The 21,946-nt window shown below is 41.0% G+C and carries 25 protein-coding genes; 23 read left to right on the top strand and 2 right to left on the bottom strand.

Annotation, left to right across the window (positions count from 1 at the left end; all coding sequences use genetic code 11):
• The first annotated feature begins 119 nt into the window (after positions 1-119).
• The 12 genes from ACFPRA_RS04815 (at position 120) to ACFPRA_RS04760 (ending at position 11,552) form a co-directional block, all read left to right on the top strand.
• A complete protein-coding gene (locus ACFPRA_RS04815; protein WP_381431291.1) occupies positions 120-962 on the top strand; it encodes an aldo/keto reductase in 843 nt (280 codons plus the stop codon).
• 546 nt (positions 963-1,508) lie between these two features.
• The gene (locus ACFPRA_RS04810; protein ID WP_381431289.1) at positions 1,509-2,003 is read left to right on the top strand and encodes a hypothetical protein; all 495 of its coding nucleotides are present in this window, start codon (positions 1,509-1,511) and stop codon (positions 2,001-2,003) included.
• 90 nt (positions 2,004-2,093) lie between these two features.
• Complete coding sequence (locus tag ACFPRA_RS04805) at positions 2,094-3,458, top strand: sigma-54 interaction domain-containing protein (RefSeq protein WP_381431288.1); 1,365 nt, start codon at positions 2,094-2,096, stop codon at positions 3,456-3,458.
• 291 nt (positions 3,459-3,749) lie between these two features.
• Complete coding sequence (locus ACFPRA_RS04800) at positions 3,750-5,312, top strand: class I adenylate-forming enzyme family protein (protein WP_381431286.1); 1,563 nt, start codon at positions 3,750-3,752, stop codon at positions 5,310-5,312.
• A 12-nt stretch (positions 5,313-5,324) separates the two neighbouring features.
• On the top strand, positions 5,325-6,116 hold the full coding sequence (locus ACFPRA_RS04795; protein ID WP_381431284.1) for an enoyl-CoA hydratase/isomerase family protein: 792 nt from the start codon (positions 5,325-5,327) through the stop codon (positions 6,114-6,116).
• A gap of 13 nt (positions 6,117-6,129) precedes the next feature.
• Complete coding sequence (locus tag ACFPRA_RS04790; protein WP_381431282.1) at positions 6,130-6,342, top strand: acetyl-CoA carboxylase biotin carboxyl carrier protein subunit; 213 nt, start codon at positions 6,130-6,132, stop codon at positions 6,340-6,342.
• A 12-nt stretch (positions 6,343-6,354) separates the two neighbouring features.
• On the top strand, positions 6,355-7,281 hold the full coding sequence (locus ACFPRA_RS04785; protein ID WP_381431280.1) for a hydroxymethylglutaryl-CoA lyase: 927 nt from the start codon (positions 6,355-6,357) through the stop codon (positions 7,279-7,281).
• An 84-nt stretch (positions 7,282-7,365) separates the two neighbouring features.
• Entirely contained in the window at positions 7,366-8,904 is a 1,539-nt protein-coding gene (locus tag ACFPRA_RS04780; RefSeq protein WP_381431278.1) for an acyl-CoA carboxylase subunit beta, read from the top strand.
• A 63-nt stretch (positions 8,905-8,967) separates the two neighbouring features.
• Positions 8,968-9,447 carry a MaoC/PaaZ C-terminal domain-containing protein gene (locus ACFPRA_RS04775; protein ID WP_381431275.1) on the top strand — a complete coding sequence of 160 codons (480 nt, stop codon included), beginning with the start codon at positions 8,968-8,970 and terminating at the stop codon, positions 9,445-9,447.
• Positions 9,448-9,634: 187 nt separating this feature from the next.
• Positions 9,635-11,092, top strand: coding sequence for a GntP family permease (locus ACFPRA_RS04770; RefSeq protein ID WP_381431273.1), 1,458 nt, complete (start codon positions 9,635-9,637; stop codon positions 11,090-11,092).
• A 125-nt stretch (positions 11,093-11,217) separates the two neighbouring features.
• Positions 11,218-11,427, top strand: coding sequence for a 4-hydroxyphenylacetate 3-hydroxylase C-terminal domain-containing protein (locus ACFPRA_RS04765; protein WP_381431271.1), 210 nt, complete (start codon positions 11,218-11,220; stop codon positions 11,425-11,427).
• The gene (locus tag ACFPRA_RS04760) at positions 11,424-11,552 is read left to right on the top strand and encodes a 4-hydroxyphenylacetate 3-hydroxylase C-terminal domain-containing protein (protein ID WP_381431269.1); all 129 of its coding nucleotides are present in this window, start codon (positions 11,424-11,426) and stop codon (positions 11,550-11,552) included. Before ACFPRA_RS04765 ends, ACFPRA_RS04760 begins: the two co-directional genes overlap by 4 nt.
• Positions 11,553-11,656: 104 nt before the next feature.
• Here the strand turns inward: ACFPRA_RS04760 and ACFPRA_RS04755 are convergent, their stop codons facing one another.
• Positions 11,657-11,842, bottom strand: a complete 186-nt coding sequence (locus ACFPRA_RS04755) for a gamma-type small acid-soluble spore protein (RefSeq protein ID WP_381431267.1) — start codon at positions 11,840-11,842, stop codon at positions 11,657-11,659.
• A 767-nt stretch (positions 11,843-12,609) separates the two neighbouring features.
• The gene (locus ACFPRA_RS04750) at positions 12,610-13,386 is read right to left on the bottom strand and encodes a 3-hydroxybutyrate dehydrogenase (RefSeq protein ID WP_381431265.1); all 777 of its coding nucleotides are present in this window, start codon (positions 13,384-13,386) and stop codon (positions 12,610-12,612) included.
• 254 nt (positions 13,387-13,640) lie between these two features.
• Between ACFPRA_RS04750 and ACFPRA_RS04745 the strand changes: the two genes are divergently transcribed.
• The 11 genes from ACFPRA_RS04745 to ACFPRA_RS04695 all read left to right on the top strand — a co-directional run bounded on the left by ACFPRA_RS04745 (position 13,641) and on the right by ACFPRA_RS04695 (position 21,909).
• The gene (locus tag ACFPRA_RS04745) at positions 13,641-14,594 is read left to right on the top strand and encodes a 3-hydroxyacyl-CoA dehydrogenase family protein (protein WP_381431263.1); all 954 of its coding nucleotides are present in this window, start codon (positions 13,641-13,643) and stop codon (positions 14,592-14,594) included.
• Positions 14,595-14,713: 119 nt separating this feature from the next.
• Complete coding sequence (locus ACFPRA_RS04740; RefSeq protein ID WP_381431261.1) at positions 14,714-16,093, top strand: sigma-54 interaction domain-containing protein; 1,380 nt, start codon at positions 14,714-14,716, stop codon at positions 16,091-16,093.
• A gap of 541 nt (positions 16,094-16,634) precedes the next feature.
• Complete coding sequence (locus ACFPRA_RS04735; RefSeq protein WP_381431259.1) at positions 16,635-18,020, top strand: GntP family permease; 1,386 nt, start codon at positions 16,635-16,637, stop codon at positions 18,018-18,020.
• 393 nt (positions 18,021-18,413) lie between these two features.
• Positions 18,414-18,635, top strand: a complete 222-nt coding sequence (locus ACFPRA_RS04730) for a hypothetical protein (protein WP_381431257.1) — start codon at positions 18,414-18,416, stop codon at positions 18,633-18,635.
• A gap of 95 nt (positions 18,636-18,730) precedes the next feature.
• Complete coding sequence (locus tag ACFPRA_RS04725; protein WP_381431255.1) at positions 18,731-18,982, top strand: hypothetical protein; 252 nt, start codon at positions 18,731-18,733, stop codon at positions 18,980-18,982.
• A 503-nt stretch (positions 18,983-19,485) separates the two neighbouring features.
• Entirely contained in the window at positions 19,486-19,980 is a 495-nt protein-coding gene (locus tag ACFPRA_RS04720; RefSeq protein ID WP_381431253.1) for a hypothetical protein, read from the top strand.
• Between the two features lie 186 nt (positions 19,981-20,166).
• Complete coding sequence (locus tag ACFPRA_RS04715) at positions 20,167-20,355, top strand: hypothetical protein (protein ID WP_381431250.1); 189 nt, start codon at positions 20,167-20,169, stop codon at positions 20,353-20,355.
• Entirely contained in the window at positions 20,333-20,854 is a 522-nt protein-coding gene (locus tag ACFPRA_RS04710) for a hypothetical protein (protein ID WP_381431248.1), read from the top strand. The genes ACFPRA_RS04715 and ACFPRA_RS04710 overlap by 23 nt, the downstream gene beginning before the upstream one ends.
• A 47-nt stretch (positions 20,855-20,901) precedes the next feature.
• Positions 20,902-21,189, top strand: a complete 288-nt coding sequence (locus tag ACFPRA_RS04705) for a hypothetical protein (protein WP_381431246.1) — start codon at positions 20,902-20,904, stop codon at positions 21,187-21,189.
• A 62-nt stretch (positions 21,190-21,251) separates the two neighbouring features.
• The gene (locus ACFPRA_RS04700; protein ID WP_381431244.1) at positions 21,252-21,767 is read left to right on the top strand and encodes a YjdJ family protein; all 516 of its coding nucleotides are present in this window, start codon (positions 21,252-21,254) and stop codon (positions 21,765-21,767) included.
• Positions 21,768-21,783: 16 nt separating this feature from the next.
• Positions 21,784-21,909 carry an LPXTG cell wall anchor domain-containing protein gene (locus ACFPRA_RS04695; RefSeq protein WP_381431242.1) on the top strand — a complete coding sequence of 42 codons (126 nt, stop codon included), beginning with the start codon at positions 21,784-21,786 and terminating at the stop codon, positions 21,907-21,909.
• Positions 21,910-21,946: the final 37 nt, after the last annotated feature.

Raw genomic sequence — 21,946 nt, 5'->3', positions numbered from 1 at the left:
TATGACGAACTCGTCATGGGCGGAGGTTTTTCTCGATGAATAGATAAAGAATTCAACTATTTGAATTGTTAGATAGATAGATGATACCTTTACATTATAAAGGAAAGGGGAAAGAGAATATGAATCAAGCAATCCCAGAAATACGATTAAATGACGGCTTAACGTTGCCTGCAGTAGGGTTAGGTACATATAAGCTGAATGGAAATGAAGGCGCGAATGCGATTAAGCATGCCATCGATCTTGGCTATCGGCTGATCGATACTGCCTATAACTATGAAAATGAAGGAACGGTAGGGGAAGGGGTTCGACGGAGCTCGGTACCTCGGGAAAGATTGCGGATCACTTCTAAACTGCCGGGGCGTTACCAAACGTATGACAAAGCGATGGTCACAATCCAAGAATCCTTATATCGTGCTAATCTAGATTATTATGATCTTTATCTGATTCATTGGCCAAATCCGAAGCAAGGTCTGTATGTGGAGGCTTGGCAGGCATTGATTGAGGCAAAAAAACAAGGACTCATCCGATCCATCGGTGTATGTAATTTCCTTCCTGAACATTTGGAGCGACTACAGAAAGAAACGGGTGAACTGCCGAGCCTCAACCAAATCGAATTGCATCCTTTTTTCAACCAAAAAGAACAACGGCAATTGCATGAGAAACATAATGTGGTGACTGAATCTTGGAGTCCGATTGCCCGGGCCAATGAACTGCTTGAAAACGAAATGCTTCAACAGATTGCCGATCAGCATGGCAAGTCGATATCGCAAGTGATTTTACGTTGGCATACACAACTGGGAGCCGTTCCGATTCCAAAGTCCGCCTCTCCAGAACGCCAACTGGAAAACATCTCGATTTTCGATTTCACCCTAAATGATGAAGAGATGGAGAGAATCGCAACGTTGACGCGTCCGGATGGGCGATTGAAAAATCAGGATCCGGCTGTTTATGAGGAATTTTAACTTGATTCAGCAAATGTTTTTGTACTGAAAGTAAAGCGTCAGCTAGAAAACTCTCACTTCTATAGATAGCGAGATGAATGCGGTTTTGTTTCCTGTTCAGCGAATGTTCAAACTCCAGCTGAACGAATAATGGAAGGCAGTCTAAGTGCGCGACGTCCTAAAAGGAAAGTGCCTTAATTTCTGCAAAAAAACGCAGAAATACGGCAAATCAAACCCTCCGCTGTTTGATTGGCAACGCCTGAGTGACCAACATCCTGTTGGCCTAAGCCTCCGGCGGATGTCACAGATTTTGAAGGGAGTTAATTGTGCTTATCTAAGTGCCTTAATTTCTGCAAAGAACGCAGAAATACGGCAAATCGAACCCTTCGCTGTTCGATTCGCAATTCAAAATCTGGACGCAATTACGCCGAGGCGTAATTGATTAGAATGAAGCGCATCGCTAAGAAGCGGTGTGCTTCATTTTTTTATAGATGTGGCACTTCATTTTCACGCTTTGTTGGCCTTTGAATAATCTAGATAGAGGCTCATTTGGATAGGAGGAAAAGTATGGTCAGTTTTTTATCGTTTAGTGGGACTGTCACGTCGATCAGTGATTTTCCAATCGGACAAAATGCCGGCAGTGAAGGTTGTTATACATTATTTACGGTAGATAACGGTTATGGAAATATCGTCAATTTTGTCGTGTCGCCTACGACTTATTTTGTGGATCAGTCAATAGTGGCAGTCGGGGATCGGATCACTGGATTTTATGATGCAAACGCCCCTGTGCCCCTCATTTATCCTCCGCAATATCGAGCTCTTGTTATGGCCAAGGACCATCCGTATCAAAATGTGAAAGTCGATTATTTCAACAGACAACTCGTCAGTAGTGATGGGATGTTGCAATTGAATCTTTCTCCCAATACACCAATCGTCCTCCAAAACGGGCAGGCCTTTAGGGGGGATCCTGCCAATCGGAATTTGATTGTGGTCTTTGGTGCGACGACTAGAAGTATACCTGCCCAAACGACGCCTTACAAAATAATCGTGTTATGTCCATAGGAGAATGGATAATTTTTTCCTATTTTGCGAAGGTTCGGATATCGTGTAAAATAGTTAGAGAAGAGGTGAATGGGAGAAGGGAGACATCACATGATTTCCGAACAGTTCTTTAATCATCAATTGCTTGATATCGTATTTGAAAGTGCCAATTATGGAACGGTCATTGTGGATCGGAATGGGAAAATCCAGTATATGAGTAACCAATATTGCGAGTTCCTAGAAGTGAATCGGGAAGATGTCATTGGGGAGTATGTCGCAAATCTGATTGAAAATACAAGGATGCATCTTGTCGTTCAAACCGGTCAATCGGAAATGGCGGATTTACAGTTTCTACGCGGTAGTTTCGTCATCGCAAATCGGATTCCCATTATCGAAAATAAAGAAATCATCGGTGCGATAGGGACAATCCTATTCCGTGATCTTCATGATTGGAAGGAAATGAATAATAATATAAAAGAATTATTGGCAAGGAACAATCTTTATCATCCCGAGGACGAACCAACAAGTGGAATCAACTATACAATACATGATTTGAAAGGGAACTCCAACGCAATAATAGAATTGAAAGAACGTATTAAAAGAGTGGCCGAAGGGGATATTTCCATCTTAGTCAGGGGAGAAAGCGGGACAGGGAAGGAAATTATTGCCCAAAGCATTCATCAACTCAGTTCGCGTAGTCAAAAACCATTTGTCAGTGTAAATTGTGGTGCGATTCCGGAACCTTTAATCGAATCTGAGTTATTTGGCTATGAAGAAGGTGCTTTTACAGGAGCAAAAAAAGGCGGGAAAATCGGCAAATTTCAATTGGCGGATGGTGGAACTTTGTTTCTGGATGAGATTGGAGATATGCCCCAACGCATGCAAGTAAAGATGTTGCGTGTTCTTCAAGAAGGGGAGGTGGAACCGGTCGGCTCCCTTCAATCTCAAAAAGTGGATGTCCGGATCGTAGCTGCAACGAATCGCCCTTTGGAAAGAATGATTGAAAACAGGGAGTTTCGTGAGGACTTATTTTATCGGATCAATGCCGTGCAATTAATGGTTCCACCTTTACGTGATAGAACCGAAGATATTCCGATTCTTGTCCAGCATTTTCTTGAAAAAATAACGTCCAGAATCGGAAAACGGGTGCAATGCGTTCAGGAAGACGTGCTCGCATTATTCCAACGGTATAACTGGCCGGGGAATATTAGGGAATTAGAAAATATCCTAAATGCCAGCGTCCATTTGTCGAGTGATAGTCTCATTGAAATGACAGACCTGCCTGACTATTTGACGAAAGAAACAAGGGGAATACAGAAAAAAACATTGAAAGAAATCGTGGAAGAGACTGAAAAGAAGGCCATTGAACGGGCGCTAAAGAATTGCCAATACGATAGGAATAAAGCTGCGATGATGCTTGGAATTGGCAACTCTACTATTTACGAGAAAATTAAAAAATATCAACTGATTGAATAACAGCAATCTGGAATTCCGGAAAAATTTCCGGATTTCCGGATTTTTTTATTTTGCTCATCTATCCATCTGTATAAGTGAAGAAAAACCGCATACGATCCACTTTTCCGGTATAGATCTCGCTGAATCAGTAACGATTTATGGCATGTGGAAATCGGATCCTTTTCCGGATTCCTGAAAAATGGAATCAGTATTTGTACTGCTAAAAGTTTAATAACGTTGATAATTCAATATATTTTGATTTGGCATAAAACTTGCTTATAGAAATAGTGAGAAACGAAAGGGGGAAATCCAGTGGATGTTGGACTGTTTACGAGAAAGATGGCGAATGGGCTCCATCCGGCAACTTGGGAAAAAATCGCCTTAAAAGAAGAGATGGGGAGAAGTTGGACATACGCCGACCTCCATCGTATATCGAATAGCTATGCCAATCAGCTTCGTGAATTAGGCGTTCAAAAAGGAGATCGAGTGGGGGTCTTGCTGTATAACTGCCTGGAATACTTCGGGGTCTATTTTGCAGTTGCGAAAATCGGAGCCATTGCGGTGCGTTTAAACTTCCGGCTTTCAAGTGGGGAACTCACATATGCCCTTAATGATTCCCAAGCGAAAGTATTATGTTTCCATTCGAATTTGGCGAGTGAATTGGATAAAATACGTCAACAAGTGGCTGTGGAACAATATATTTGCCTCGAGAATGAACAGGAACCGATTCCGGAATGGTCTCAACCTTGGCGACTGTTGGAAGACGGTTCGGCGGAAGAAGTGCCCGAACAGAACGTTAAGTTAAGCGATCCGGTCATGCTGATGTATACATCGGGGACAACGGGAAGACCAAAAGGTGCAATTTGGACACATGACACGACCCTGTGGTTTTCAGCTATCCAATCGTTGAAATGGAAATTCACGGGGCAGGAAATAGGCATGACAACGGGTCCGCTTTATCATGTAGGAGCGATGGAAGACATTGGGCTGCCCGTTCTCATGATGGGTGGAACACTGGTCATTACGAAGAGTCAAGGATTTGAAATCGGGCGAATTCTATCGGTAATTGAACAGGAGGATGTGACCGATTGCTTTTTATTTCCATTTATGATTTACGAAATGCTGAACGCTACGGACATTGATCAGTACAAGTTAGAAAAGCTTCGAACGATTTACACAGGTGGGGATCCGTTATTGCCATCTGCTCTCGAACGATTGAAACAGCTGTATCCGAATGTCGGAGTTGTACAAGTGTATGGATTGACGGAAGGGACACCAATCGCTGCATCGCTCGATCCGCAAGACGGTTTTACAAAAGGTCAAACGGTTGGCAAGCCGATGCCGCTCACGGAGATCAAGATCATTGATGACCATGGCAATAGGTTGCCTGTTGGTGAAGTAGGGGAAATCGCGATTAAAGGTCCGGCCGTGTCAGTAGGCTATTGGCGAAATCCAAAAGCGACGATGGAAACGTTTGTAGACGGTTGGTGTAAAACGGGTGATTTAGGGAAGTTCGATCAGGATGGATACTTAACGATTGCGGGAAGGAAAAAAGATATGATCCGTAGCGGCGGGGAGAACATTTATGCTGCTGAAATCGAGGATATCCTTTACCGCCATGAAGACATTCAAGAAGTTTCCGTCGTCGGTATACCTGATCCGAAATACATCGAAGCGGTGTGCGCGGTTGTCGTTAAAAAGAAAGGTTCCCAACTGACGGAGGAAGAAGTCATTCGTTATTGTGTACAACATGTAGCGAGCTATAAAAAGCCGAGGAAGGTCGTATTCGTCGATGAATTGCCACGAACACCTTCCGGCAAAATCCAGAAATATATTTTACGGCAAGATTTCAGTGAAGAGAAACTAGAAGCATAAGGAGGTAAGCCAATGCAAAAAGTCCGTGTTGTAGCATGGTCCCTGGAAAAGAATATTGCAAAAATCGTTATTGACAATCCTCCGGTCAATGTTTTAAGCGCCGCTGTCATTGAACAATTGAACGAAGTTGTGGATGAAATCGAACGTCATCCGGACGTGAAAGCCGTCATTCTAACCGGTGGAGGGGAGAGGGCTTTTGTTGCCGGAGGGGATATCAAAGGATTCCCGGCGTGGATCGGGCAAGGGGTGGAAGAAGCGAAACAGAAAGCGCTTTGGCTTCAAGAACCGCTTAATAAGCTCGAACAGCTGCCACATCCGACCATCGCCGCCATTAACGGACTCGCTTTAGGCGGAGGATGTGAACTGGCTTTAAGCTGTGATATTCGGATTGCGGAGGAACAGATCATAATCGGATTACCTGAAGTGAAATTAGGATTATTCCCAGGGGCTGGCGGTACACAAAGGTTACCGCGCTTGATCGGTAAAGCAAGGGCAAAAGAAATGATTTTCACTGGGGAATCAATTTCAGCTGTAGAAGCTGAACGAATCGGCCTCGTCAATCATGTCGTGCCGCAAGGGAAAGCGCTAGGAAAAGCGCTGGAAATAGCAGAGAAGATTTGCAACCATTCTTCGCAACCCATTACATTTGCCAAGCAATCGATTGATGTCGGCTATGAGCAAACGCTTCAAGAAGGATTGGTGACCGAAGCGGACTATTTCGGTCAAGTATTCCAGACGAAAGATGTAAAAGAGGGTGTCGAGGCTTTTATCCAAAAGCGACAACCGAACTTTATCGATCAATGAGGGGGAAATGAACATGACGAACATTGCAGCGAGTATGGCAGGAAGTGTCTGGAAAGTATTGGTGGCGGAAGGGGAGGAAGTGAAGGAAGGACAAGATATCATCATCTTGGAATCGATGAAGATGGAAATTCCGATTGCCGCTGAGAAGGACGGTATTGTCAAGAAGATCCATATTCAAGAAGGGGATTTCGTCAATGACGAGGATGTCCTCGTTGAGATTGAATAGGAGGTTGTATCATTGAAACTACCAACGTCTGTCACGATTAAAGAAGTCGGTCCGCGAGATGGCTTGCAAAATGAAAAACAGTCCATATCAACAGCGGACAAAATTACATGGATCGATTCGCTCTCCGAATCAGGACTTTCGTATATAGAAGTAAGTTCCTTTGTCCATCCGAAATGGATTCCGCAGCTGGCCGATGCTGCAGAAGTATTGAAGAATATCCGCCGGAAGCAGGGCGTCACGTATGCCGCTCTCGTCCCGAATTTGCAAGGCTTGGAACGGGCATTGAACGTCGAAGTCGATGAAGTGAGCATTTTTATGTCAGCGAGCGAGGCGCATAATCGAAACAATATTAATAAAACCATAGAAGAAACGTATCCAATCTTGGAAGAGGTTGTAAAGGAAGCGAGAGCGGCGGGCAAGACAGTGAGAGGCTATTTGTCAACCGTGATCGGCTGCCCGTATGAAGGAGCGGTTGCACCCGCGCAAGTTAGAACAGTGGCCGATCGCCTTTTCTCCATGGGAATCGATGAACTGTCTTTAGGCGATACAATCGGCGTCGGCGTCCCTACACAAGTGGAACGATTGCTCGAGGAATTGCTGCCACATTTTAGTGCGAATCAGCTCGCCATGCATTTTCATGATACGAGAGGAACCGCGCTCGCTAATATTGTGAAATCGCTTGAAATGGGCATTACGATTTTCGATAGCGCGCTCGGAGGATTGGGCGGCTGTCCATACGCCAAAGGGGCTTCCGGCAATGTCGCAACCGAGGATTTATTGTATATGCTCCATGAAATGGGAATCGAAACCGGAGTCGATGTCGATGACGTGATGACATCAGCTCGGCTTATTGAAAACATCCGGGGTGAAAAATTGAAGAGCCGCCAAATGGAGATTGAAGCGGCTAACTGCCAAGAAAACCGAAAAGCTGGTGTCTAACGAATGAATCAGTGATTGGAAGGGTTATGAGCGGTTGAGGAAAAACGCAGCTTTCAGTATAAAGGGAAATAGGGAGGAAATGACATGACTACGACATTATCACAATCAGACTACCAACTAAAAAAAGAATCCGTCTTGCAAGGTGGCCAAGAAAAATATCATCAAAAAAATCAAGAACAAGGGAAGCTGTTTGTCCGTGATCGATTGGAATTGCTCTTTGATGATGGACTGAAAGCGGAAGACGGGCTGTTTGCCAATTTACTGGCAGGAGATTTACCGGCGGATGGCGTTATCACAGGCATTGGTAAAATTCATGGCCGCACCGTTTGTGTCATGGCGAATGACTCGACTGTCAAAGCGGGTTCTTGGGGGAAACGGACTGTCGAGAAAATTTTACGCATTCAAGAAACGGCCGAAAAGTTGCGTTGTTCGATGCTGTACTTAGTCGACTCGGCAGGCGCCCGTATTACGGACCAATTGGAAATGTTCCCAGGCAGAAGAGGGGCGGGACGGATTTTCTATAATCAGGTGAAAATGTCAGGGAAAGTCCCTCAAATTTGCCTGTTGTTTGGACCGTCAGCAGCAGGGGGCGCCTATATTCCAGCTTTCTGTGATATCGTCGTCATGGTGGAGGAGAATGCTTCGATGTATCTCGGCTCGCCTCGGATGGCGGAAATGGTCATTGGTGAAAAAGTGACACTGGAAGAGATGGGCGGTGCGAAGATGCATTGCTCGGTGTCAGGTTGTGGAGATGTCCTCGCGAAAAGTGAAGAAGAAGCGATTGCCTACGCGCGCAATTATTTAACGTATTTTCCAGAAAACTTTACGGAGAAGCCAGTAAAAGAGGAGGCGAAAGCACCAGCAACTTTTGAGAAAAGCATTGAAGAAATCGTTCCAAAAAATCAAAATGCACCATTCGATATGTACCAATTGATTGATCGACTGATCGATGAAGGTTCGAAGTGTGAGATTAAAAAGCTTTTTGCGCCTGAACTAATAACGACACTTGGACGGATCAATGGCCAGCCGATTGGAATTATTGCCAATCAACCTCGCGTCAAAGGTGGGGTGCTATTCCATGATAGCGCTGATAAAGCGGCGAAGTTTATCAATCTATGTGACGCTTTCCACATTCCACTACTGTTCCTTGTGGACGTACCCGGTTTCATGATTGGGACGAATGTGGAACGTGCCGGGATTATCCGACATGGTGCGAAGATGATTTCAGCGATGAGTGAAGCGACCGTCCCTAAAATGACAGTCATCGTCCGGAAAGCTTATGGTGCGGGGCTATATGCGATGGCGGGACCCGCTTTCGAACCGGATTGCTGCATTGCACTTCCGACAGCGTCCATCGCGGTCATGGGACCGGAAGCCGCGGTAAATGCCGTCTATGCGAATAAGATCGCCTCCCTCCCTGAAGAGGAAAGAGCGTCCTTCATCGCAGAAAAACGGGAAGAGTATCGCGAGGATATCGACATTTATCGACTTGCTTCAGATTTGATCATCGATGATATTGTGGAACCGAACCGTTTACGTGAAGAGCTTGCGGCGCGTTTGGATGTTTACTTATCCAAATATATGGTATTTACTGAGCGGAAACATGGCGTTTATCCAGTGTAATTTGACTACGGAAGTATCGTTTCATCCATTACTTGAATAATTAGCGGGAAAGTAGGGAGCGAAATGTTCGAGAAATACTTTGAAGAGTACAAGCTTGGGGATACGTGGCGCTCAAGGGGGAGAACGATAACCGAATCGGATTTAGTTATGTTCTCCGCCTTTAGCGGAGATTGGTTTCCGCTTCATAGCGATGCAGAATATGCCAAGCAGACCCAGTATAACGAGCGTATTGCCCATGGAATGCTTATTCTATCGGTAACAACCGGCTTATTACAGTTTGAACCCAATATTGTAGTAGCATTTTACGGTATGGACAAAGTTCGTTTTACAAGTCCGACTTTTATCGGAGATACGATTCATCTATATGGGAATGTAATCGATCTCAAAAGTAAAATTACAAATCAAGGCGTCGTGACGGTGTTACAGGAAGTTCGAAAACAAACGAACGAAACAGTGGCGGTTTTCGAAATGAAAATCTTAGTAAACAAAAATAACCGAATGTATGAGGGACCGCAAGAGGACAAAAATGGAGGGATCGTGTAGCGAATCAACAATAGAACAAGCGCCTTGTGAGCACGGCTCAAGCCAGAATGAGGAAATTTTCCCTATATATGCAACGGGAGTATTATCTCAACTAACTGTTCTATTGAAGAGAAATTGCCTGTTTAAGAGGCTCTAAGTATCCCGGCTCAACATTTACAGACCAAATCTAGCGATCGAAGGTGAATTTATGGAATTGTTGATTATTCTACTTTCACTCGGCTTTCTTATCTTTTTCGCATATCGGGGCTTTTCTGTCATCATCATAGCTCCATTATGCGCATTGTTTGCTGTCTTCTTCACCGATCCAAGTTATGTAATGCCGTTCTTTTCGAATATATTCATGGAAAAGATGGTAGGCTTCGTGAAATTATATTTTCCTGTCTTCTTACTAGGTGCCGTTTTCGGTAAAGTTATTGAGATGACAGGTATTGCGGAAAGAATTGCCAAGATCATCGTCCGTTTTATCGGTGCCAAACAGGCAATCCTCACAGTTGTACTAATGGGGGCTATTTTAACCTATAGCGGTGTGAGCCTATTTGTCGCCGTGTTTGCCATATATCCTTTTGCGGCTCAGTTATTCCGTGAAGCGAATATTCCGAAACGGCTGATCCCTGCGACGATTGCATTTAGTGCCTTTACATTTTCAATGGATGCCATTCCGGGATCGCCGCAAATCCAGAACGTCATTCCGACCAGTTTTTTCAACACGGATGTCTATGCTGCGCCCATCCTTGGATTATTCGGCGCTGCGTTCATATTTGCGTCAGGCATGCTCTATTTGGAGAGCCGTCGACGGAAAGCGGCAGCAAATGGGGAAGGGTATTATGGCATCGGGAAAAATAAAATAAGCGAGCCGACAGCGAATGGTGAACTAGCCGCTACGACAGAAACCGTTAATACGCAGACGTCATCGGCTTCAACGGAGAAAATCGAAGTGAAAGATTGGCTTGCTTTTCTTCCGCTCGTACTTGTCGGTGTGATGAATAAGTTTTTTACAGTGAATATCCCTCGATGGTATACCAATGGTTTTGACTTTGCGACGATCGGTTTGAATGATTATGGAAGCGTTAACATGAATCAGCAACTTGCGATTTGGTCTGTTGAACTGGCGTTGCTCGTCGGTATTTTCATTGCCATCGCATTGAATTTTCAAGCCGTTAAAGCGAATTTCCAGGCCAGTTTAAATGTAGGGATAAGCGGTGCTTTACTTGCGACGATGAACACGGCATCCGAATTCGGTTTTGGTGGAGTCATTGCTGCGTTACCAGGTTTTGCTGTTGTGCAAAATGCGCTCTCAACTGCTTTTACACATCCATTGATCAATGGTGCAGTATTAACGAATACACTTGCCGGCATAACTGGATCCGGATCTGGCGGGATTAGTATTACGTTAGGAATCATGGCGGAAAAGTATGTAGAAGCCGCAGCTGCTTTTGACATCCCACTGGAAGTGATGCATCGCGTGATGTCGATGGCGGCAGGCGGAATGGATACATTGCCGCATAATGGTGCAGTTATTACATTGCTAGCAGTATGTGGATTAACGCATCGTCAAGCGTATAAAGATATTTTTGTCATTACGATTATCAAAACGTTGGCTTGTTTCTTCGTCATCGGTTTGTATATGCTGACGGGTCTCGTCTAAATCTCGTAGCAACTAGAATAGGCAACCTTGTCGTCAAGGTTTGCATGTTTCGTCAAGGCATTTTTTCACTTTGAACCAAGTGATCTCCAGACAAATTGTGAAAACGGAGTCTGGAGTTAGGCTGGATGAGGCAGGATTTATGCGCACGGACAACGACGCTACCAATCGCCAGCAGTGTCTATCCACGGATCTATCCGAGCTTTGCTGAAAACATCCAGCAATTAGGGGCGAATGGTCTGATGTCGATATCGACAGAAAAAGAATTCCAATCGACGATCCGCAAAGCTTTGGAGCAGTATTTACAAACCGCATCCAAAATGTGGGAAATCGTTTGAAGCTTTTTTGCTTGGCATGGGATTTGACGATGGGTGCATTAGGAACACGTGAAACGTTGTACGAACGGTTTTTCTTTGGAGATCCGATGAAGATGGCGAGCAGATTGTATCATGTTTATTTGTAAGAGGCATTTGTGAAACGGGTGGAAAAAATGATGTAAGTGGAATCTGGTACGAAAACGATGCTAAATCGTTGCCGCACCAGATTTTTTGTATCCAACGAAAGGATCTAGCGATTTTGTTCTCGGATTGTTTCAGCGTCCGTATCACTATATTTCCCGGTGCCGAATCCGCCAGATTGTGCAAGGATTTCTTTCATCTCGTTATACGTCAGTCCGGAATTGGCATTCTGCCGTTTGACTTCTTCGATATCCGTCCCCGCTTCCGTATACTTTTTGGGATCATTTTTTTCCATTGAACCAACACCTCCTTTTGGGTAGGTTCTGTTGAATGGTGATTTTTATGTGAAGGTTCGATGAAACTTATCATACAGAATGGACGTAGACAGATGAGGGCTGAATTTGTTTACGTAACGGGTTAAGCTAATTTAATGAGAATGTCAAAATATAGAGTGGAATGAGTTGAGGTGGTTTTTGGCTGTTTTTACATGGCTGCTTTAATTTGGCAGAGGAAAGAAAGGGGAAAATTGGGTGGATAAAGGAATTTTAAAAAGGTATAGCAAATAAATTTTATATAATGGCTAGCTAATCTCTGATTTCCCTATTTTTAATGAGCTCATGTGCTTGTAATAATGAAAATCCTACAATTGAACAACAATTACTGGATGTAATGAATTGAAGGTTAGGTTGAGGATTTGATAAGAGCAATGAATAATTGGGAAGAAGAAATATTCAACTATTTCAATTTCCTGATTACAAACGCAAGACAATGATCCATTTTGGTCGTGGCTATTCTTTTGAAGCTCTCAGAGCAAAAAAAATTATTTACACAAGGCTATCGTAAAGTAAAAATGAAAAAGAAATTCAAAGAGGTTGAAGTTGCTTTAGAGAAAATGTTACCTGACCAATTCCCAAATTGGGCATAAGCTGGCCATGAATGGGTGTGCTACTTAAAGATTGAAAAAGGTGCCAAGTACTCGCACAACACTGAATTGTCTTAGTCCCTGGCACCTTTATAAAGTTAAAAGCTTCAACCGACTCCCTTATCGAGCGGCAAAGTTTATTATTGTGCAGTATATCCACCATCAAGTACAACTGCTTGGCCGGTAACGCCTCGTGCTTTTTCGCTTGCCAAGAAGATTGCATAATCAGCGATTTCACTTACGTCTAACAATCGATTTTGTGGAACGAGCGGATAGATCACATCCTCTAAAACACGCTCTAGTGGAACGTTCCTCGTTTTTGATAAGTCTTCAAGTTGACCGCGAACGAGTGGCGTGTCTACATACCCTGGGCAAAGGGCGTTGACTGTTATCCCTGACGAAGCGCTTTCTAAGGCCGCAACCTTTGTCAGCCCAATAACCCCATGTTTTGCACTGTTGTATGCAGCCTTGTTAGCAAAGCCGATTAGGCCATTAATGGATGCAATATTAATAATTCTGCCAAATTTTTGTTCTTTCATAATGGGCAAAACATGCTTTATAGAGATAAAAGGTGCAGTTAACATGATTTTAATCATAAGTTCGAATTTTTCTGTTGGGAATTCCTCAATGGGTGAGACATGTTGTAAGCCGGCATTATTAATAAATATATCGATACGTCCAAATTTTCGTTTCGTTTGTTCAATCAGTTGGATGATTTCATCTTCACGTGTAACGTCTGCTTTTACACCAATCACATCGAGCCCTTTGTTTCGAAGGGCAAGAGCAGATTCTTTGACTGCACCTTGATTGAGATCAGACAAGATTACTTTTGCGTCTTTTTCAGCGAAAATTCTGCCAATTTCAAAACCTATACCTCTTGCGGAACCGGTAATAATTGCTATTTTATCTTTAACCATTCAACATACCTCCAACAAAATATGTAATGGTCATGTCATTGTGTTCATGTTAATAAGGAATTTATTGCCGTTTCCGAATAACCTTTGGGGAAGGTTAACATTTAATTTAAGGGAATTCTATTACATGAAAATCATATCATACTTTTGAAAATAAATAACCATTTTTAAAAAATGTCAATTAATGATCATCTTGGCGTGAAACTTGCATAATAATTAGCTGCATGACTTATCATAAATAGAATAGGGGAATTCGAATGGTGGAAAAAATTGCAATTATTGGTTCAGGTGTAATGGGCAGTGGCCTTGCTCAAGCTTTTGCAGTTGGTGGTTATTCTGTTTCCTTGAATGATGTAAGTGAACAATCTTTACGCAAGGCAAAGAAGATGATTTTGGATAATTTAGCATTGCATGTCGAACAAGAAGATATAAGTGAAAAACAAAAGCAACATGCGCTAGCTAGTATTACATATATTGCTAACCTAGAAACGGCTGTCTGTGATGCTGACTTTATTGTTGAGGCTATTCCAGAAGTGATTGAACTAAAGTGGGCGCTTTTTCAACAATTAAACGGATTGATAAAACCGGAGGCAATCGTTGCTTCTAATACATCTACTTTTCCTATTTCAAGGTTAATAGAAAAAGCCCCTTTCGCAGAACGGATGATTATTGCGCATTTCTTTAACCCGGCTCATTTAGTTCCTTTAGTTGAAATTGTGCGGCATCAACAGACGAAGGACGAAGTAGTACAGAAAACATTAGAACTTTTGTATCATATCGGTAAAGAACCAATTGTTCTGAAGAAGGATGTTACGGGATTCATTGCCAATCGTTTACAAACGGCGTTAATGCGGGAAGCTTTCCATCTATTGAATGAAGGAGTGGCTAGCGCCGAAGATATCGATAAGGCGATTACAGCGGGTCCGGGATTTCGCTGGGCATTTTCAGGGCCGCTTGAAATTGCAGATTTTGGTGGACTTGATACGTGGCAGCGCGTTTTTGATAATGTTGCACCTGAATTGGCAGAAAGCAAGGAAGCCCCCGTCATTATTCGCGAACGAGTAAAGCAAAATAAGTTGGGCACAAAATCAGGAGAAGGGATTTTTTCATATGAAGAAGCAACCGTTATTCGAAAATTACGTGAACGGGATCGACAATTTATTCAACTATGGAAAGTAAAGAGGGAAAATAAAAGTAGAAAAAGAAGTTGACTTGTTCATTACTTTTGCTAAATGAGGATTCTAAAGCCTATTTATTTATCTAAAGCTGAAAGTTTTCGTATGTTATAATGAAGCCGTATAACAGAGGGAAAGTAAGGAGCAGAATGGGAATGGGCGATGATGATAAGAGGGTTCTGACTAATACTCATGATGAACTTTTGTTCAGAGACATTATAGAATATGCCTATGACGGATTAGTTGCAGTCGATAAAGAAGGATATATCCAAGTGCTTAGTCGTCCTTATGCAGATTTTCTTAATGTCGATCAAGAAAAATCGATCGGGAAACATGTGACCGAGGTAATTGAAAATACGCGCATGCATATCGTAGCGGAGACAGGGAAGAAAGAGACGGCTGAGCTTCAGAAAATCAATAATAGTTATATGATCGCGAGTCGCTCACCGATTCTTAAACAAGGAAAGGTAGTTGGCGCAGTTGGAAAGATCCTATTCAAAAATGTTGGCCAGTTCACCTCTCTTTCTAAACGGATTCAATCCCTTGAAAACGAACTGAAAATGTATAAAGGTGTATTTCATGAAGGAAACAAAGCCACTTATATGTTTGATCATTTGATTGGAGTTAGCCCCGTTTTTAAGGAAGTGAAAAGCCAAGCAAGAAAAGTGGCGGAAAGCGATTCCAATGTATTAATTCTAGGACAAAGTGGGACGGGAAAGGAATTATTTGCCCATTCCATTCATAATGAGAGTCGCCGTGCGATGGGGGTGTTTGTCAAAGTGAACTGCGCAGCCATCCCGGCTCAACTGTTAGAATCCGAACTTTTTGGATATGAAGAGGGCTCGTTTACGGGCGCTAAAAAAGGCGGAAAAACAGGAAAATTCGAAGCGGCTAATGGCGGAACAATTTTTCTTGATGAAATAGGGGAGCTCCCACTTCATATGCAAGTCAAACTATTGCGTGTTTTACAAGAAAAAGAAGTGGAACGTATCGGAGCAACTGGGACAATTCCAGTTGATGTACGAGTAATTGCTGCGACAAATCGCAACCTCGAAGAAATGGTCGCTCTAAGGGAATTCCGACTCGATTTATATTATCGTTTAAAAGTGATGGAGATAAATGTGCCTTCCTTAAACGAACGAATTGAAGATATTGAAATTCTCGCTAACTATTTTCTTGAAAAGTACCAAAGTATTATGAAAAAGCGTGTGTTGGGAATTAGTGATTACGCTTTATCCCTTTTGCGCGGATATTCGTGGCCAGGGAACATTCGTGAATTGGAAAATACAATTGAGCGTGCTTTGAATATGGTAGCCGAAGACGACGTGATCAAATCACAACATCTACCCGATGGCATAACAGGCAATTATAAGGCGGTTTCTATTCGTCCATTGGCTGAGGTTCTAGATGAGGCAGAACGAAATGCAATTATGGAATGTTTGCGCCAAGTGAATGGAAATAAAACCGAAACCGCCAAAAAACTGGGGATTAGCCGTACGGCGCTCTATGAAAAAATAAATAAATATGGCTTATAACCCGATACCTCTCATTGCAATGCAGTGGGAGTTTTTTGTTTTCAAAGTTACTCCTTAAATAACAAAGTGTAAGATTTTCCGTACAATTTAAGTGTGGAATTTGAGTAGGTGTATTGAAAACCTAACAACCATTTGAAGAATTTCGGATTCATTGTACGGAATGGTTAACGATTTATGAATATTTTTCAGATTTGCGCTTTCAATTTCTAATAATCTTTCTTGTTTCATTGAATTTTTTACTAAATTGGAATCTTTTTCAGGGAATTTTCAGTTTTTCTTTGGAGATGGCATGGTAATTGCATAACGAATAGGTGAGTGGTTCATGTCATTTGTATTACATGTTAAAGTACGTTGGGGAAATGAGAATGACAATAGTACGATTATTATTGAAAACGTTCTCATGAAAAGTTTAGGGGGAAAATCATTTAGTCTGACTTGGGGAAGGAAGACTACAATGACATTGTTTGTGAAATATATCATACGTGTGGCTATTTTTTAGTTTGCTAGATATGTTTCAGACAGTAGAGAAGGGGTGTCATACATGTTCATTGAAATTTTTGCTATTGTTCTAGCACTTGCACTATTAATCTTTTTAGCCTACCGGGGATATCCAGTCATCATCATCGCCCCAATCGTTACCTTGCTTGCCGTTATTATGTCTGGGGGCCTTTTGCTGCCAAGCTATACTGAAGTTTTCATGCCTTATGCGGCAAACTATGTTAAGTCGTTTTTCCCTATCTTTTTATTGGGAGCTGTGTTTGGAAAAGTAATGGAAATGAGTGGGGCAGCTGCATCAATCGCTCGAACGATTGTTCAAACTTTAGGTTCAAAGCGAGCTATTCTAGCTGTTGTATTAGCCTGCTCTGTACTGACGTATGGAGGAATTTCGTTATTCGTTGTTGCATTTGCGGTTTACCCATTTGCTTCTGCTATCTTTAAAGAATCTGATATTCCGAAGAGATTGATTCCAGGAACAATTGCACTTGGAGCTTTTACGTATACAATGGATGCTTTTCCTGGGACGCCACAAATTCAAAATATTATCCCGACAAACTATTTTGGGACAGATTTATATGCTGCCCCACTGGTTGGAATCATCGGCGGAATTATGATCTTCATCGGCGGAATGCTTTGGTTAGAACGTCGACGGAAGCAAGCATTAGCAATTGGAGAAGGCTATGGGGAAGGCCATATTAATGAGCCGGAGAATAATGAACACCAAAGCTTACCGAATTTTTGGATGTCAATTGTGCCACTCGTGGTTGTTATCGCACTAAACTTTATCTTTAGTCGTACGGGGATGTCCGTGAAGAATTGGTATGATGCCACAATATTAAAAGAGACTTATAATATTGCGGATGTTAGCACAATCTCATCTTCGTGGTCATTAATTGCAGCGCTCACAATAGGGACTTTGGTTGCAATGTTATTAAATATCAAAAGAATTAAATTGAAACTTGCAAGTGGATTGACAGCTGCCACGGCGGGAGCGTTATTGGCAATTTTCAATACAGCATCTGAGGTCGGTTTTGGAAATGTCATCAAAACACTACCTGGCTTTGCATCCATTCAAAATTGGGTATTCAACGCAAGTAACAATCCACTCGTATCAGAAGCGGTTGCTGTTAACGTACTTGCAGGGGTCACTGGCTCCGCGTCCGGTGGATTATCCATTGTCTTAGAAGTTATGGGAAGCCAGTATTTACAAATGGCAGAAAACTTGGGGATTAGTCCTGAACTCCTGCACCGAATTGCGTCAATGGCATCTGGTGGTATGGATACACTTCCACATAATGGAGCTGTTATTACATTACTTGCCATTACGGGGCTGACACATCGTCAATCCTATAAAGATATTTTTATCATCACTATTTTGAAAACAGTTACCGTATTTATCCTCGCTTTTACGCTGTCGTTATTCTTATAAGCGGTCGAATGAAAATAACGTGGTCTTCAAAAAAACATTGAAAAAGATGCCAGCGTACTTAAACAGTTTCGGATTGAGGAGTTCTTTAGTTTGAAAAGAATAGGACTTGCATCCATGATCAAATTTTATGGATGCAAGTCCTTTTGTTATGCCTTCATACACTAACAGGAACGCTCTGTAACAATGATTGGACAACTAGTGTAACTTTGTAGATTTAAATCAAAGGTGAAACAATTAAGCTTTATCATAACGTATTCTGTAACGTTTACTCTCATTAGTTGTGAGTTTTCCATTTATCTACCAATTATTGAGGTGCTATGCTATGATTTTTATATGAAAAGAATTTTCAGTAAGTAAAGAAAAGTGTATAAAATTTTTGTGGAGGTTAGAATGTTGAAAAAATATCTATTTGCAGGAATTTTACTTGGAACCATTGTTTTAGCAGGATGTATAAATGAAGCGGAAGATGGGGAATCATCAGAGGATCTGACTGATGGTCAAACAGTGGAAAACGAAAAGTCATCTGATATTGACAAAGTAGTTGTAGTAGCAACTCCATTAGATTTAACTCAAGTGCAAAAGAAAAGTATTACAAGGAATATATTTCTATTGTAGAAAAATTAAATACAGAATATAATGCAGACTTTGTAATTGAGCCAATCACAAAATTTTTAGATGAATATTGGGTTGAAGTAAAGGATTTTGAAGAGATGTTAAAAGAAAGAATAAATGTATCATTTATTGTTTCAAAAAACAACGATATTTATAATCCATCTCTTATACCGAAGACAGTGGAAATTCATACAGGTTCAAATTTAGCGATTCTTCATTTTGAAGGCTCATTTGAAACACAGTTAAATTCCAATACACCTGACGGGAGACAGCTGTTCTCGTCTATGAACTCTATCTCTTCGGAAATTGAAAATGGTAGCGGTAATTGGATCCAAACAGGATATGATTAATCAACAGTCGATGATGTACGTTCTTATCTTATTGCTGTAGGGGGAAAATACTCGGAAAGTGGTGTTTCTTCATCTCATATCATAGAGGTAGAATTTTATTGTAATAAAAATGGTGGTATTAGTTGATGTTAAAAGACAATGGTCATATTAATCTTGGTCTACTATCGATTTTTCAACAATCGAAACAATAGCCACCACATATCATCTTAGAGATGTGTCAGTCTGCATACAACCCATACAGCAAGTCCTATTGTCATTTATAGAGTTGTTGCTATTTTAAATTTTATTTGTCTGTTTTCTTGAAGATTAAAGGGTTGTTCAGGCGGATTTATTTTCTTGTTCAATTAATTGCTAGGTTAGTTGAACTAGAAAGGAGTGATTTGCGATGAAAAATACGCTTGTCACAATGTTTACAGGATGGTTCCAATGAATAACTTATCTAGCTGAATAGAGGAAAAGATTTAGTTGTAAAAGAAATAAATGGTTTTCATAAAGATTAACTGGTGAAGGTGGAGATTATCATTAGACAATTTAAGGTTATGTTATTGGTCATAGCTATTTTTTTCGTATCTGCTTGCAGTAAAAAAGATAATATAGATCATTTCTCTTCTAAAGAAGAAGCATTGGAACATTTTGTCCAGAAGGAAAATATCCAAGGGAATGTTGATTTAATCACAACGGTAAGAGATGAAAGTTTATTAGTAATACAGCCAAGTGGAAATACATATTTTGTCGGGGAATTAGCAGGAGACAAGGAAGGATATTACGCGAAGAGAATATCAGACAACGTTGAGATGACAAGAGGAGGGAGCTGGGAACTAAATACGATGGACAAGAATAAATACACTATCTTTTTTGAAAAGAACAAAAAAGATGCGAATTATATACAGTTCTCCAATGGAGAATACGATATCTCCCTTGTAGAAGGACATACGATAAGTCAAAACGCCTTAGCTTTAACAAATGCGATAAAGGAAGTTGAGACAGTAAAAGATTAGATCAACAATCGGCCGCGTTACTGAAGTAAGTATTTGGGCTATCTAACGGAGTAATTGGTAGTTTTTATACAAAGGCGATTGTTCACACGTCACTAGCTATTCAACGATTTTTTGAGCAGTTCGGCATTTCAATACCTGTATTCAATTAAGAACGTTTTGGACATACATAATGGAGGTTGTGTTCATTTGAAATGGTTTTTGGCGATCCCTTTTCTGTTGCTAGGATCTTTTTTATTTTCACTAACTATTGATCAGATGGGAAATATAGGTCATATCATGATGAAATTGCTAGGTTTTGGCTGTATTTACATGGGTGATTTAATTGTCAAAGGAAAGAGAGGGGATAAAGCGATTGAAAAAAGGGCTAACAATTAAATTTTATATATTATCTTGCTTAGTTCTTATATTTTTATTGAGTTCGTGTGCTAGTAAACATAAAAATCCTACCATTGAACAAAAATTACTGGATGTAATGAAAGATACTAATGTCCAAGTAGAAGAGATCATCCATTTAGAAGTTATAAAAGATGGGGTTCTGGTTTTTTATACGCGTGACAACAATCTTTACAATGCTTTTATCAAGTTAAAGGGAGCTCAGTGGGAGTGGTATTTAGGAAGCGGCACGCTTCCTCTACAAACAGATCAGGGGCTCAACTCGGCATTTACGGATTTTGATGATTTTTTTATTCGATACGGCGTCATAACAGATCCGAAGATAAGGCGAGGAAAAGATGAAGAAAGTAATGATCATGCAAAAATTATACAAAACGAAGATGGATTGAGAATTTATTTCTTTGTAAATAAATCAGTTTCATTCGATAGAAAGAAGATGAGAACACGATTTCATACACTTGTACCTGTTTATGAAAATTAAAGTTAAAGAGAATATCAATTGAAATTAATCTCAAGGGGGTGGAAAAAGTGAATAAAAGCTTTTTGTCGATTTCTATTATTTTTTTCGGCATTTCTATTATTCTAGGTTCGTGGTTCGTTTCAAACGCTCTGAAAGATATAGCATTCAATCAACACTTAGGGGCAGATACAGTTACCGTTACACAACCAGGGGAAAATGAGTGGGAACTAATCGTAGTGAATGAAAATAATATTATCTTATTTAATACGATTAGCGGAGAGTATTGGAGAAAATTTATAGAAAGTGGGGAAGGACCAACAGCTTGGGAAAAGTCACCCTTACCGTGGGAAGAATAACAACATCTTTTTAAAGAGTATAATTCAAGTTGTAGTGTAAATAAATATTCGAGGTGTAAAAAATGTCCTTCAAGATGATTATCCAACTTATTTTAGCTTCGCTCCTTTTAGTATTTTCTACTGGGGCTGCATGGTATGAAGGTAGCGCAATAGAAGAGGTACCTTGGGAATGGAAACATACAGCGATTTTTTCACAGATTGCGAATGGCCAAGTCGAAGATAGATATGATATTTTACAAATCGACAATTTTGTATATGCTACGAAATTTGCACCTACCTTTCCTTTACTCATGTTACTAAGTGTTACGTACCTCATCATCCTCATAGGATACACTTCACTCAAAAGTAACAGGAGGGTGTTTAAGTATTTTCTATCTGGTATAGGCGCTTTATTTCTAGTATTAAGTGGTTTCGTATCAAATTCTCCAACGATTGGCTTAAAAATCTTTTTCGTTAGTTTTCTGCTGATAGGAATATTATTAGTAGGTATTGGATTGTTTGGATTCCTGAATGATAGGACTAAACGTACTTCAAGAGAAAGCGAAAATGGAACAATTCATCGGGGTAATAATGCGTAAAAAAATCGGATAGGCAGTGATAACCGTGTATGAACTTGAAGACTCGTTTTTTTATATTGATACATCATCGTTCATTATAGCTGGTGCTGTTATTGTTTTAGCGATAGCTAGCTATTTCTTTTTTAAAAGCAAAAAGGAGTAATCACTATTATTATTTTATTCAAAAAAAGTGATCGCCT

It is taken from the genome of Sporosarcina soli, from assembly GCF_042655805.1.
GTDB classification, from domain to species: domain Bacteria; phylum Bacillota; class Bacilli; order Bacillales_A; family Planococcaceae; genus Sporosarcina; species Sporosarcina soli.
Note: the sequence above shows the minus strand (reverse complement) of the source record. Positions and strands in the feature narration are given on the sequence as shown.

What these genes read in the sequence shown, in the direction of transcription:
- ACFPRA_RS04755 (WP_381431267.1), bottom strand. Translation starts at nt 11,842, where the DNA reads ATGGAAAAAAATGATCCCAAAAAGTATACGGAAGCGGGGACGGATATC.
- ACFPRA_RS04735 (WP_381431259.1), top strand. Translation starts at nt 16,635, where the DNA reads ATGTTCATTGAAATTTTTGCTATTGTTCTAGCACTTGCACTATTAATC.
- ACFPRA_RS04815 (WP_381431291.1), top strand. Translation starts at nt 120, where the DNA reads ATGAATCAAGCAATCCCAGAAATACGATTAAATGACGGCTTAACGTTG.
- ACFPRA_RS04790 (WP_381431282.1), top strand. Translation starts at nt 6,130, where the DNA reads ATGACGAACATTGCAGCGAGTATGGCAGGAAGTGTCTGGAAAGTATTG.
- ACFPRA_RS04780 (WP_381431278.1), top strand. Translation starts at nt 7,366, where the DNA reads ATGACTACGACATTATCACAATCAGACTACCAACTAAAAAAAGAATCC.
- ACFPRA_RS04745 (WP_381431263.1), top strand. Translation starts at nt 13,641, where the DNA reads ATGGTGGAAAAAATTGCAATTATTGGTTCAGGTGTAATGGGCAGTGGC.
- ACFPRA_RS04765 (WP_381431271.1), top strand. Translation starts at nt 11,218, where the DNA reads ATGAGGCAGGATTTATGCGCACGGACAACGACGCTACCAATCGCCAGC.
- ACFPRA_RS04750 (WP_381431265.1), bottom strand. Translation starts at nt 13,386, where the DNA reads ATGGTTAAAGATAAAATAGCAATTATTACCGGTTCCGCAAGAGGTATA.
- ACFPRA_RS04795 (WP_381431284.1), top strand. Translation starts at nt 5,325, where the DNA reads ATGCAAAAAGTCCGTGTTGTAGCATGGTCCCTGGAAAAGAATATTGCA.
- ACFPRA_RS04770 (WP_381431273.1), top strand. Translation starts at nt 9,635, where the DNA reads ATGGAATTGTTGATTATTCTACTTTCACTCGGCTTTCTTATCTTTTTC.
- ACFPRA_RS04775 (WP_381431275.1), top strand. Translation starts at nt 8,968, where the DNA reads ATGTTCGAGAAATACTTTGAAGAGTACAAGCTTGGGGATACGTGGCGC.
- ACFPRA_RS04805 (WP_381431288.1), top strand. Translation starts at nt 2,094, where the DNA reads ATGATTTCCGAACAGTTCTTTAATCATCAATTGCTTGATATCGTATTT.
- ACFPRA_RS04700 (WP_381431244.1), top strand. Translation starts at nt 21,252, where the DNA reads ATGTCCTTCAAGATGATTATCCAACTTATTTTAGCTTCGCTCCTTTTA.
- ACFPRA_RS04740 (WP_381431261.1), top strand. Translation starts at nt 14,714, where the DNA reads ATGGGCGATGATGATAAGAGGGTTCTGACTAATACTCATGATGAACTT.
- ACFPRA_RS04725 (WP_381431255.1), top strand. Translation starts at nt 18,731, where the DNA reads ATGTTAAAAGAAAGAATAAATGTATCATTTATTGTTTCAAAAAACAAC.
- ACFPRA_RS04810 (WP_381431289.1), top strand. Translation starts at nt 1,509, where the DNA reads ATGGTCAGTTTTTTATCGTTTAGTGGGACTGTCACGTCGATCAGTGAT.